Genomic DNA, 12,902 nt, shown 5'->3' on the forward strand with positions numbered 1-12,902 from the left:
ATCTCATTTTGAGATACCCGTTTTCATATATTAAGCAGCTTGCTTTTGGCGTTTTTGAGTTTTTGATCCTAATACTTTCGGGATAACAAAGCCATCCATTCCAAATTTCCCAGCGTTCATACCGGCAACAAGAACAAACATAGATAAGATAACCATCTCAGGGTTCACACCAATTGACCCACTAAACATATAGGAAAAGTTCATTACAAGACCAAAAAAGACCGCTGTTTTTGTTAAACAGCCTACAATTAAACCAATTCCTACTAAAATTTCTCCCCATGTTACAAGTGTATTAAACAAATCTACATTTGGAATTGCAAATTCTTGTAAGAATGATGCCCACCAAGATTGAACAGCCGGTTGTGCACCTTTAGATTTTTCAATTGCGCCTTGCAAATAACCTGTTGCATCGAATCCTTTTCCTTGTAGTTTACCGATTCCAGCCATTAACCATGTGTAACCAAGATATACTCGAATTACTGCTAATACAAAAGAAACTGCTTTGTTTTCTCTTAAAAATTGAATAACCATATCTTCCTCCTAAAGTTGTAATTAAGTTAGTTACAGATAATATAATAACATTAGTTACTTATTTTTCAAACGTTAATTATGAATAATCTGTGACATGCGTATGAAACATTAAAAACTAACGTTTATATAGTAACTTTTATTACCTGTAAAAACTTGAACATATCATACCACAAGTGATAACCATTTTCATTGAAAAAAACGTAAAAAAAATGTGAGTTAAATGTGAAACACGTTTATTCGAATATAGAATAAACGTGTTTCACACTAATTATAGAATCGAAATGTATGTGTCTCCTCATCAATTAAACTCGCTTCTTGAAACGCTTCTTCTAACGTTTTCCCATGGTTAATAACCCCATAAAATAAGCGTATAGTAAACATAAGTGCTGCATTTCCATCTACATAATCAATCGATCCAATATATGATTTCGCACCACTATGTAAAAAAGATTTTGCAAGTTTTTGCTCCCCTAATGTGCACCCGCTATTTACAATATGTGTATTATGCAATTTTGCATATTTATAAATTTCTGCTTTACCAAAATACCCTCTCGGTTCATCTTGTTCATATACTTCTTCGCCTAACTCTTCCATGACAAACTTCCCTTCTTCACCATGAAAGCAAAAAATAATATAATTAATATCGTTAAATAAGTTCTTTCCAGAAAGAACTTCCACAAAATCTTTCGGTCTACCAATCCAATATGTCACAACTCTTGCACCAAAATACTCAAGAGATGCTCGTATTGATTGCGCCTCTAAATCCGAATTAAAACCAACTACTAATGCAATATTCAACAAACAACCTCCATCCTATAATCAGCCCTTATCAATCAGACTTTTATGGGATAAATCCATTTCATATATACCTGTTTCTTTCAAAAAATCTGATCTAGTTAAAACGACTTTCTGTAAATATTGCCTATATGCTGTAATTGTTCCATCGTGAGATACAATGCAAATTCTTTCCGCACCCAGTTCATAACACCAAAGAAGAAATTCATCTACTATTTGCTGAAAACTATTCTCTGAAATAGTGTTTATACCTTCCTTCCATAACTGATTATTTGAGCTTTTCTCTATCGAAAAATGCGGAAATAACTTTGTTATCATTTCCTGATCTACTATATAATCGCACGGTAATGTTTTCGCTCCTTCTCGATAAGGAAAAATACGCGGAGATACATATGGATGGACTATTTTTTGACAAGCTACTTTCGCACTCCATATTGTCGCCGTTTGTAAAGTTCTAAGTGTAGGACTAACAATTAATATATCCGTTTCTTGTAATGATACATCACGTTGAAGTAATTTAGCTTGAGCCTTTCCTACTCTCGTCAATGGTGGGTCAAACACTTGTAAACTTTCTGTTAAATCCGTTGTATGTTCACCTTCACCATGCCGAACAAAAACGATTTTCATATTCAGTCTCCTCTTACTATAAAATCCTCACACATATTTCTTCCCTATTGCATTCTTTATTCCTGCTGTATAAAAACCGATATGTAAAAAATGTTTGACACGAAGGTTTGTAAAATATTACAATATTACATGTAAAATACTTTTTACACCGGAAGGAGAATTACATATATGAAATGGATAATTGTCTTTATTGGAATGATTATATGGGGATATATAAACGGCTTCTTTAGTAGTGATAAAACTGCTAATCCTTGGATTACAGATGATGAACGTGAAACAAAAAGCAATTACGGCAAGCTGGTCCGGTGTTTTTATGTTTTGTACCATTAGCCTCTTAAATAAATGGTTAGGTTTAAGCACAAATGATAAATCACCGTACTTACCAGACCCTATCGCAGCTATTTTAAAGGCAAATGTAGAGTTACAAGTTTTACTCATGCTATTTGTTATGTATGGAATATTTTACTTACATTATCGAAGAAAATTAAGTGCCTAACTTCTAACTCATGATTATCCTCCTAAATGGTTATAGTAATCATGACAAAATGAAAGGAGAGATATAAACATGAGTAACTCGAATGAATTTTTAGATACACTACATGAAAAACAAGCAAAAGATGAACAAAATAGAAAGCGCCAAGGGAACGGAAACCCAGCGAAAAAAAAGCCAAATAAAACACATAAATAACAGTAAAAGACTGCCTAAAACAATCTTTTAGGCAGTTTTTTATTCTTCTTTCACCGAGATAACATTTTCCCAATTCCATTTCTCATAATACCACTCTGGTATATCTACATTTTCAATCCACTTTTTTTCATGTTTTCCATCACTATGAGCTATCCATATATTAGCTTTCTTACGATCTGAACGTATCCATATTAATTGATTGCTCTTCTTCATGAAAATTGGATGATAATCGCCTTGCTTATTAGATGACTTTGTAATTTGATATTGTTTATCGCTTGTGCTATTTATCTCATATAAAGATGGAAATGGCCTTTTTTCTGGCAGAGTTTCAAACCCTCCCTCTTTTGCTCGTGAAACGATAATTACATTATCGTTCTTCCATGTAAAATCCCAATCCACATATCCTTTCGGCGTAAATGTTTGCTGTTGGAGTGCTGGCAGTTCTTTTATTTTTAAATGTTTATTCTCTAATGCAACTCTCCCGCTTCCTTCAATATAAGCCAATATGTTTTTTGATGGCGCCCATTTGAACCATTCTGTATTTAATAGCATTTGATCTACTATTTCAAACCGACTACCATCTGCTCGAACTAAGCAAAGCGTATTACTATCAGCTGACCATGAAGCTGTCGGTACCGCTAAAAATGAAATCCACTTTTGATCTGGTGACCACTTAAAGCCACTTGCTACTAGCGCTAGAAAATCATCATGTTCATTTGGCAATGCATACAAATGCTTCATTTTGTGAGGATTCATATGTGCATCTTTTTGCACTTCATATAGCTGAGCCCCTGTCCATCCTGTTGGAAGTAAGTGCGCTTCAGAGGATACAAGAAAGTTCTTTCCATCAGGATACCATGCATAATCACCCACACCAGCCGATACATTTTCAAAATCTGCATTCTTTTTTTCTACATCAAATGTATTCAATGTACCTGTAAATATAAATGCAATTATATTTTCTGTTGGTGACCATTGATAATTCGATGCTTCTGAGTGAAACGGCGTAACTTTCTTTCCATCTTTCAGCCGATATAACTCAAGAATATTTTGTTTCTCCCCTTTTACATATGCCAGCCATTCTCCATCATGTGACCACTTTGGCCCTGTTATGTTCTCTCCTTTTGTAAGTTGTTTTTCTTTCCCATCAACTTTAATCCAAAGGTTATGATGACGAATAAAAGCAACTTTCACACTATTATTTTCTGCGCTAGTAATAGCGATAGAACATAAAAACATAAACAACACTACACTACCACTTACTATTAGCCTTTTCATACCATCACTCCATTTCCCTCATAGCATTCCTCACTTTCTTCCTACAATATGTGAAAAATATCGATTCGACATAATCAGAAAAAATTTCCCAAGAAATTTTCAATTCATAGAAGATTGGTATGAATTATGTCGAAAGTATAGTTTAGCCAACATTTATATTTATAAGTTCTAACTAAAATGTAAGATTCCATTTCTGAATATTAGCACTTTTTATTAGGGGGAGTATCAATGAAAAAAACTACATCTACACTATTAAGCATGGCGCTTGTCTTTTCTAGTTTTGGAGCTTTAAGCACTCATGCTGAATCACTACAAAAGGAGAAGCAATTTAGTCCACAATTAAAAACAACGATTGAACAGTGGGGAGAACATAAAATTGCTCAAAATGTTGAAACGAAAACAACAAAAGAAATATCAGTAATTGTAGAATTGCAACATGCACCTCTCGCTGCTCAAAGTAATATTCAGCATGCTCCAGATTTACAAAATAGTAATGCGCAGTCTTATCATGCTGAGCTAAAAAAAGCACAAGAAGATACGACTAAGAAAATAAAAGAAAAAGCACCTGGTGCAAAAATTAAAGAAGTGTATAATACGTTATTTTCCGGATTCTCTATTTCAGTTCCTGGAGATCAAATTACCTCTCTTGCCTCTTTACCTGAAGTAAAAGCAGTCTATCCGAACTTAACATATAAATTGCATGAAACATCAAAAAGTACTACTAACGAAGAAGCACCAAATATCGGTGGACCGACAATTGGTGCACCTGAAGCGTGGAATTTAAAAGATCAATCTGGCAAACCGCTTGATGGAAAAGGCATGAAAGTAGCCATTATCGACTCTGGCGTAGACTATACACACCCTGACTTAAAGGCAAATTATATCGGTGGATATGACACGGTTGATGAAGATAGCGATCCAATGGATGGTAACGTACATGGTACTCATGTAGCTGGAATTATTGCGGGTAATGGAAAAATTAAAGGCATTGCTCCAAACGCTTCTATTCTAGCCTATCGTGTAATGAATGACGGTGGAACTGGTACAACAGATGATATTATCCAAGGGATTGAGCGAGCGATTCAAGATGGTGCAGATGTGTTAAATCTCTCCCTTGGGCAGGATTTAAATGTACCTGATCAGCCTGTAACATTAACGTTAGAACGAGCAGCGAAACTTGGTGTTACTACTGTCGTTTCAAATGGAAATGACGGACCAAAACCTTGGTCTGTTGATGCTCCCGGTAACGCAAGTAGTGTCATTTCTGTTGGAGCATCTACGGTTTCTATCCCGTTTCCAACATTCCAAGTAGCTGGTTCCAGCAAAACATATCAAGGGTTACCGTTATCAAAATCCGATTTTCCAATAGGAAATGATTCCCCTCTTGTATACGTTGGTTATGGCAATCCAAGTGATTATGCAAAACAAGATGTGAAAGGGAAATTCGCACTTATTTTACAAGGTACTTCTAGTACATTAGTAAAAGCAGAACAAGCGAAGCAAGCTGGGGCACTTGGTGTGTTATTAATCTCTAGCGAAAAAGAAATTAATATGATGCCGGAATATTTTTCACGTGAACATCTAGCTGTCCCAGTAATGCAATTATCAAATACAAATGGGGAAGAATTAAAAACTTTAATTACAAAACGAAAGAAAAATATAAAAATTGGACAACCAAAGCAAACAGAACTTATCGGTAACTTTAGTTCAAGAGGACCATCACAAGGAAGTTGGCTAATAAAGCCTGATGTTGTTGCACCTGGAGTACAAATTACTAGTACAGTACCGCGAGGCGGCTATGAATCGCATAACGGAACAAGTATGGCTGCTCCGCAAGTAGCTGGAGCGGTTGCCCTCTTGCGTCAAATGCATCCTGATTGGACGACAGAACAATTGAAAGCGGCTCTTGCTAACAATGCAAAAACATTACATGATGTCAATGAAAATACATACCCTGTTATGGCACAAGGATCAGGTTTAATTAACATTCCGAAAGCAGCTCAAACAAATGTATTAGTAAAACCTAACAATGTCAGCTTTGGTCTTATTAAGCCAAATAGCGGAAAAGTAAAACTGACGCAAAATGTTACATTACAAAACCTTTCTAGTAAAAAGAAAAGTTTTTCAACTCGTGTGGAGTTACTAGATGCAAACACAAACACAAAAGTAAAAGCTTCTATCCCTTCATCGATTAGCATTCAACCGAATAGTAGTACCGAAAAACCATTTACTATCACTGTAGATAGCTCACTACCACAAGGTGTGTATACTGGAAATGTATATGTAAAAGAACAAGGGGCAAAAGAAGAAATTCGAATTCCATTCACATTTAGTATCGATCCTAAAGATTATAAACGTATCGATGGACTTGAAATTATTAATTCTACTTTTAGCCCAAATGGCGACCACGTACTAGATGATAATCTCATCAACTACTATTTAGTTGCGCCTGTGGATGATGTAACATTGCATGCAAATTTAGTTACGAAAGAACGTGTAACGTATCAAGGGATTATCCATCAAGCTAAAAATGCAACTCCTGGATACAAACCTTTCAAATGGAATGGTACAAAAACCGATGGAACTCCTTTAGCTGACGGGCTATATCAAATCGAAGCAGTTGCTTCTAATTCTGGCGGAGAAACAAAACAAACAGCTGCTGTATTTCTTGATCGAACTGCACCTAAGTTAACATACGAAGTTGACCAAGAAAATCTCGTAATTAGAGGAAAAGTTGATGATATTCTACTAGATTGGATGTCAGAATCTGGTTGGATAGCACCTGGTATTCCAGTGAGAATGCAATATGAAATTAACGGAAATGGTGTATGGGACCAGGCATTCCTGAACCCTTGGGAGAAAAGCTATGGCATTTATTTCGATCGCACTCAATTACAAGAAGGGAAAAATACTATTCACATTGTAGCAACTGATGCAGCTGGCAATACCTCTAATTTAACTGTTAATTTAGAAGTGAAATAAAGTGAAACTTTAATCAGTAGAGATTTCGTTCATCCCCACTGATTATTACCCTTCACCAATCGGGAGTTACGGGCAGTTAATCTCCCATCTCACTTCTTTGCTCCAACCGAATTTTGAGGTAGGAATTTTACTGCTCATTAACACGGGATAAAAAATTTTTGTTGACAATTTTTTTAATATAGTTTTATAATACAAAACATAGTTTAGTTGAACGAATTATATATCGGCTTTGAAGGAATACTAGTAGCGACTTATATCACTGTCTCAGAGAACTGATGGTTGGTGCGAATCAGTACATATACAAGCGTGAATTACAATTCTGGAGCTTCTTTCCCGTAATGCTTTTTATGCATGAAGAGAAAGACGGATCTTTCCGTTATCGTAAAGTGAGTGGTAAACAATTAGTTGTTTACAAATAGGGTGGTACCGCGATTTTTATCGTCCCTATCGGATTTTCCGATAGGGACTTTTTTGCGTCCATCCTCTTACACAATTTCATATATACGCGTTGAAAGAATCGCAGTAGTATCTTATATCCCTGTTACAGAGAGCTAATGGTCGGTGGAAATTAGCACATATATAAGTATGAATTACAATTCTGGAGCTTCTTTTTCGTAGTGCTTTTATGCATGAAGGAAAAGACGGAATTTTTCCGTTATCATTAATTGAGATGTAAGTATATTTTCACTTACAAATAGGGTGGTACCGCGATTCTTTCGCCCCTATCGGATTTTCCGATAGGGGCTTTTTCTATTTCTCACAGAAACAGATGTTAAATAATTCCGAATCTTATGATAAAATTTTATAAGCGCTTACAAATAATGAAGGGAGGTGATACAAGCTATACGAAATCGATATTCAATTTTATAGAAAAAAAGGAGGATGTCTAAATGACAAAGAAAACAGAAATTCCATCGCATTTAAAACCATTCGTATCCACACAACATTATGATCAATACACACCGGTGAATCACGCTGTGTGGCGTTACATTATGAGACAAAATCATAGCTTCTTAAAAGACGCTGCTCATCCAGCCTATGTGAACGGACTACAATCATCTGGTATTAATATAGATGCAATTCCAAAAGTAGAAGAAATGAATGAGTGTTTGGCACCAAGTGGCTGGGGCGCTGTAACGATTGACGGACTTATTCCCGGCGTAGCATTCTTCGATTTTCAAGGACACGGATTACTACCGATCGCAACAGATATTCGGAAAGTAGAAAATATCGAGTACACACCAGCTCCAGATATCGTACACGAAGCCGCAGGACACGCACCGATTTTACTTGATCCTACATATGCAAAATATGTGAAACGTTTTGGGCAAATTGGTGCAAAAGCTTTCTCTACAAAAGAAGAACATGATGCATTTGAAGCTGTTCGTACATTAACGATAGTGAAAGAAAGCCCTACTTCTACTCCTGATGAAGTTAAGGCTGCTGAAAATGCTGTAATTGAAAAACAAAACTTAGTTTCTGGTTTATCAGAAGCTGAACAAATTTCACGTCTTTTCTGGTGGACAGTAGAATATGGATTGATCGGAAATATAGATGATCCAAAGATATATGGTGCTGGTCTCCTTTCTTCTGTTGGCGAAAGCAAACATTGCTTAACAGACGCTGTAGAAAAGGTTCCATTTTCTATCGAAGCATGTATAGGGACAACTTATGACGTAACAAAAATGCAACCACAACTATTTGTTTGTGAATCCTTTGAAGAATTAACAGATGCGCTTGAAACATTTTCTAAAACAATGGCCTTTAAAACAGGTGGAAAAGAAGGTTTAGAAAAAGCAATTCGCTCTGAGAACTATGCAACAGCTGAGCTAAATAGTGGATTACAAATTACAGGTACATTTAGCGAGACAATTGAAAACGATGCAGGTGAATTAATTTACATGCGAACAAATTCGCCAACGGCATTAGCGCTTCATAATAAACAGTTAGCAAATCATTCTACTTCTGTACACAGTGACGGATTTGGAACACCGATTGGATTACTCACTGAAAATATTGCATTAGAAAATTGTACAGACGAACAACTACAATCATTAGGAATTACAATTGGAACTATCGCTGAGTTTACTTTTGCAAGTGGTATTCATGTAAAAGGAACAGTAACAGATATTGTAAAAAACGATAAGAAAATTGCTCTTATTTCCTTTATCGATTGCACAGTTACTTATAACGCCCGCGTTTTATTTGATGCTTCATGGGGCGCATTTGATATGGCTGTTGGCTCACAAATCACTTCAGTATTCCCAGGTGCCGCAGATGCCGCAGCATTTTTCCCAATGGATGAAGAAGTTCACGAAATTCCTGCTCCACTTGTACTGAATGAACTTGAACGTATGTATCAAACAGTTCGAGATATTCGAAGTGAGGGGATTTTACACGACGCGCATATCGATCAATTAGTAGCAATTCAAGAAGTATTAAATAAATTTTATGCGAAAGAATGGTTGCTGCGCCTTGAAGTATTAGAGTTACTTTTAGAGCATAACAAAGGGCATGAAACATCGGCAGCATTACTACATCAACTTTCTACTTTCACAACTGACGAAGCTGTAACACGCCTTATTAACAATGGTCTTGCGTTACTTCCAGTAAAGGATGTGAAAAATGATGCTAAGATTAACTGAAGAACAAGTTCACGAAGAATTATTGAAGGTAGATAAATGGATGGTAAAAGATGAGAAATGGATTGAACGAAAATATATGTTTTCCGACTACTTAAAAGGAGTCGAATTTGTCTCTGAAGCCGCCAAACTATCAGAAGAACATAATCACCATCCATTTATCCTTATCCAGTATAAAGCAGTTATTATTACTTTGTCATCTTGGAATGCAAAAGGTTTAACGAAACTAGATTTTGAGCTTGCAAAACAATTTGATGAACTATTTTTACAAAACGAAAAAGCAATTATAAGAAAATAAAAGGAGAAGCCTTTTTAGGCTTCTCCTTTTATTTTGAAATGGATACAATGTCCAAATGGATCCTCGACTTGTAATATTCCATCTTTGTACGTAGCAATCTTGCCAATATTTTTTAAGCTTTCACATACTTGCTCTTTTTGTTTTTCATTCGCTAGTACAACTGTGAAATATTTCAAACCAACAGAACCTGGCATTTGCGGTGGTACCCCTTCACCTTGCCATGTATTTAAACCGATATGATGATGATAACCACCTGCAGATACGAACAATGCTCCATTACGAGCTGGAATCGTTACTTCAAAACCAAGACCATCAACATAGAAACGTTTCGCTTCCTCTAAATCAGCTACATGAAAATGAATATGCCCCATCACAGTACCAGCTGGAAAGCCATTCCATGTACTTCCTTGCTGTAATAATTCTTCACCAGCTAACGGGTTACTAACAAATGGGAGTTCTCCATTCTCATCACGCCAAACTTCTTTTTGTCGATCATGATAAATTTCAATCCCGTTTCCATCTGGATCAGCTAAATAAAGAGCTTCACTAAAGTAATGATCGGCTCCGCCATGTAGTGGATATACCATCTCTACAAGATGACGAAGAACATTCGCTAAATCCTGTCTACTTGGTAATAAAATTGCATAATGATATAACCCTGTTCTTCCTCTTTGCTTCGGAAAAGCTTCTTTCTTTTCTTCAATGATAAGAAGTGGTTCATCATTTTCATTCCCAAATGTAACGACTGCTTCTTCTTCTCTTAGCACCTTCATACTTAGTACTTCCGTATAAAACTCTAGTGATTTCTTTACATTAGATACGTATAAATGAACAACATCAAGTGTTGTATCGGGATGAAGTTGAAAACTCATCTTGTTAGCCCCCCCATTTAAATTAGTTCTTTTTTGACATTTTTTCTTTTAAGAAATTATCTACAAAACCATCAGCTTTTGCAACAAATAAGTATGCACCCATTGCTAATAATGCAAGTTCTAATTCGAAACCAGGATTTTTTCCATCTCCCAATAAACCAGCTGACCATTTCACTTTTACGATTGCTCCAACCATAACAAGTGCAAATAATAATCCAATATATCTTACACCTAAACCTAGAATTAATAATAGACCTCCAACTAATTCAAACGTTGCTACACCGTATGCAAGTCCTCCTGGTAAACCAATACTTGTAAACCATCCTGCAATATTGTCAATTCCTGATTGGAATTTTGTTAAACCGTGCATGAAGAATGTTACCCCTAACACGATACGAATAATTAAGTTACCAATATGTTGATTCATTTCATTCTCTCCTTTATAGTTTTCTTATACAAAACTTTTATTTACATTACAAAACATACACTAATTTTTTTTATTCGTCAATTCATTTTCACTGGGAAAAAATATATTTTTTTTGCTATGATACAAATAGTTGTTTACAAAAAGGAGCTTGATTTTATGAATATTGGTTCTGCAATACGTGAAATTCGTCAACGTAGAGGCATAACAATTGCACAAATTTGCGAGGGAACAGGTCTTTCTAAAGGATTTATGAGTCAGGTTGAAAATAATAAAACATCACCATCTATCTCAACTTTAGAAACGATCTCCAATTTTTTAAACGTTCCCCTTCCCTATTTATTGTTAGAGCAAAAAGATCGATTAAAAATTGTCAAAAAAGAAGAACGGAAATACAGTGTATACGGCAAAGATGAGCAAAGAATTGAACATGTTGCGGAGCAAGGGGGCCTTCGCCTATCTTTAGTAGAAATCCCTACTGGATTCCCGAAAGAAAACTCACCAAATGCCCATGAAGGGGAAGAATGTCACCTTGTATTACGCGGAAAACTAGAAGTTCAGCACGGTGAAGATATTGCAATTGTAGAAGAAGGTGATTCTTTCTCATGGAATGCATGCGTTCCTCATATTGTTCGTAATATAGGAGAAGAAACTGCATTATTACTCATCTCTAGTTATGCGGAAAATCGAAAACGTGTTTATTAAATAATAAAAAAAAAGAAGCCTGTTAAACAGGCTTCTTTTTTATCCCCTTATAATTCCATAACTTGTCCCAACTAGTACAGTCTTTTCATGCTGATTGCGATAAACTGACTCGATTGAAACTTTTTTATAGCCTTCCATTTGCTCAACATTTGTTAAAGTTAGTTCACAAGTGATCGTATCTCCTGTGAAAACTGGTCTAATAAACTCACTTACTAATTCTCTTGCTATGTAATGTAACTCTTCTCCCACTTTCGTCCCAATGCTAGCAGTCAATAAACCATGAACCATTAATCTTCCATTTTCATCGTATTCCACATGGTGTCTACCTTTATCACCGGTAATATTTGCAAATTCAAAAACTTCTTCCTCAGTAAATCTTCTTTCATATTTAAATACATCCCCAGCTTTTACACTCATTTTTATCCCCCTAATAATAAACAGAATTTTCTTTTATTTTATCATAAAACGAGCCTCAATCCATTCTCTATTATCAAAAGTCTCAAAATTACCTCGCTATACTTTTTTACTTTCCATTCATTTATCGGTGACCATCTCTTTTCGCGACTTGGTATCCATAATACGCACATGTTCCATTTCTCGATAGCTCTCTAACTTCAAATCCACAACTTCTATAAAAATCAAAATTGTTCGCTGATGTATGCGCAAACCAATCACCGTGGGGAAGTTTTTGCAGGCAAAGAGCTACAAGCTTCTTACCTAATCCCTTCCCTCTATATTCACACTTCACAACTAAATTTACTATGTTCGCAATCATAATTCCATCAGAAATGACTCTAACCATCGCAACCATCTCTTCCTCATCCCAAATTGTGAAAGCCCATGTTGAATTTTCGAATGCTATCGTAAATTTTTCAATTTGCCAAGAAGGGATATTATCATTACTCCAACCAGCATCTTCAAACAAAGCTTTAATTGCATATGCTGGTACGCTACTCGTTCCCTCACGAATAATAAGTCCATTATGATAAATGTACATGTAACCCCTCCCTTTATTTTCATATACCATTCTTCAAAAAATGCAATTTACCTTTAAAAAAGT

General features: G+C 35.7%; 13 protein-coding genes, 1 pseudogene and 2 other annotated features. Of the genes and pseudogenes, 6 read left to right on the forward strand and 8 right to left on the reverse strand.

Annotated elements, in window-relative coordinates:
* Positions 1-30 precede the first annotated feature (30 nt).
* From ATL10_RS14910 to ATL10_RS14920, 3 genes are all read right to left on the reverse strand, one after another.
* Positions 31-531: a DoxX family protein gene (locus ATL10_RS14910; RefSeq protein ID WP_000236608.1), complete on the reverse strand. Its 501-nt coding sequence runs from the start codon at positions 529-531 to the stop codon at positions 31-33.
* A 264-nt stretch (positions 532-795) separates the two neighbouring features.
* A complete protein-coding gene (locus ATL10_RS14915) occupies positions 796-1,332 on the reverse strand; it encodes a hypothetical protein (protein ID WP_025118463.1) in 537 nt (178 codons plus the stop codon).
* 18 nt (positions 1,333-1,350) lie between these two features.
* Positions 1,351-1,953, reverse strand: a complete 603-nt coding sequence (locus ATL10_RS14920; RefSeq protein ID WP_053563628.1) for a phosphoglycerate mutase family protein — start codon at positions 1,951-1,953, stop codon at positions 1,351-1,353.
* Between the two features lie 168 nt (positions 1,954-2,121).
* Here ATL10_RS14920 and ATL10_RS14925 point away from each other — a divergent pair.
* Positions 2,122-2,449: pseudogene (locus tag ATL10_RS14925) on the forward strand (phosphoglycerate mutase).
* 69 nt (positions 2,450-2,518) lie between these two features.
* Positions 2,519-2,641, forward strand: a complete 123-nt coding sequence (locus ATL10_RS14930) for a DUF4023 domain-containing protein (protein WP_000071866.1) — start codon at positions 2,519-2,521, stop codon at positions 2,639-2,641.
* A 39-nt stretch (positions 2,642-2,680) separates the two neighbouring features.
* Here the strand turns inward: ATL10_RS14930 and ATL10_RS14935 are convergent, their stop codons facing one another.
* Entirely contained in the window at positions 2,681-3,919 is a 1,239-nt protein-coding gene (locus ATL10_RS14935; RefSeq protein ID WP_025118464.1) for a TolB family protein, read from the reverse strand.
* Between the two features lie 228 nt (positions 3,920-4,147).
* Between ATL10_RS14935 and ATL10_RS14940 the strand changes: the two genes are divergently transcribed.
* From ATL10_RS14940 to ATL10_RS14950, 3 genes are all read left to right on the forward strand, one after another.
* Positions 4,148-6,901: a S8 family peptidase gene (locus ATL10_RS14940; RefSeq protein WP_098566540.1), complete on the forward strand. Its 2,754-nt coding sequence runs from the start codon at positions 4,148-4,150 to the stop codon at positions 6,899-6,901.
* A 220-nt stretch (positions 6,902-7,121) separates the two neighbouring features.
* Positions 7,122-7,350 (forward strand) — a binding site (T-box leader).
* A gap of 50 nt (positions 7,351-7,400) precedes the next feature.
* Positions 7,401-7,628 (forward strand) — a binding site (T-box leader).
* Positions 7,629-7,791: 163 nt separating this feature from the next.
* Entirely contained in the window at positions 7,792-9,546 is a 1,755-nt protein-coding gene (locus tag ATL10_RS14945; protein ID WP_110497090.1) for an aromatic amino acid hydroxylase, read from the forward strand.
* Positions 9,527-9,841 (forward strand): 4a-hydroxytetrahydrobiopterin dehydratase, encoded by a 315-nt coding sequence (locus ATL10_RS14950; RefSeq protein WP_000979553.1) that lies wholly within the window; start codon positions 9,527-9,529, stop codon positions 9,839-9,841. Before ATL10_RS14945 ends, ATL10_RS14950 begins: the two co-directional genes overlap by 20 nt.
* Before the next feature lie 14 nt (positions 9,842-9,855).
* On the opposite strand, the gene ATL10_RS14955 is transcribed toward ATL10_RS14950, so the two are convergent.
* Together ATL10_RS14955 and ATL10_RS14960 are read right to left on the reverse strand one after the other, a co-directional pair.
* Positions 9,856-10,713 carry a VOC family protein gene (locus ATL10_RS14955; RefSeq protein ID WP_000009848.1) on the reverse strand — a complete coding sequence of 286 codons (858 nt, stop codon included), beginning with the start codon at positions 10,711-10,713 and terminating at the stop codon, positions 9,856-9,858.
* 22 nt (positions 10,714-10,735) lie between these two features.
* Positions 10,736-11,140, reverse strand: coding sequence for a DoxX family protein (locus tag ATL10_RS14960; protein ID WP_001071553.1), 405 nt, complete (start codon positions 11,138-11,140; stop codon positions 10,736-10,738).
* A 156-nt stretch (positions 11,141-11,296) separates the two neighbouring features.
* Here ATL10_RS14960 and ATL10_RS14965 point away from each other — a divergent pair, with 156 nt between their 5' ends.
* Entirely contained in the window at positions 11,297-11,842 is a 546-nt protein-coding gene (locus tag ATL10_RS14965) for a helix-turn-helix domain-containing protein (RefSeq protein WP_001020693.1), read from the forward strand.
* 39 nt (positions 11,843-11,881) lie between these two features.
* Here ATL10_RS14965 and ATL10_RS14970 read toward each other — a convergent pair whose 3' ends face one another.
* Together ATL10_RS14970 and ATL10_RS14975 are read right to left on the reverse strand one after the other, a co-directional pair.
* On the reverse strand, positions 11,882-12,259 hold the full coding sequence (locus ATL10_RS14970) for a hotdog family protein (protein ID WP_000111564.1): 378 nt from the start codon (positions 12,257-12,259) through the stop codon (positions 11,882-11,884).
* Positions 12,260-12,380: 121 nt separating this feature from the next.
* The gene (locus tag ATL10_RS14975; RefSeq protein ID WP_000276127.1) at positions 12,381-12,839 is read right to left on the reverse strand and encodes a GNAT family N-acetyltransferase; all 459 of its coding nucleotides are present in this window, start codon (positions 12,837-12,839) and stop codon (positions 12,381-12,383) included.
* Positions 12,840-12,902: the final 63 nt, after the last annotated feature.

The organism is Bacillus sp. 196mf (assembly GCF_003217275.1).
Taxonomy (GTDB): Bacteria; Bacillota; Bacilli; order Bacillales; family Bacillaceae_G; genus Bacillus_A; species Bacillus_A thuringiensis_S.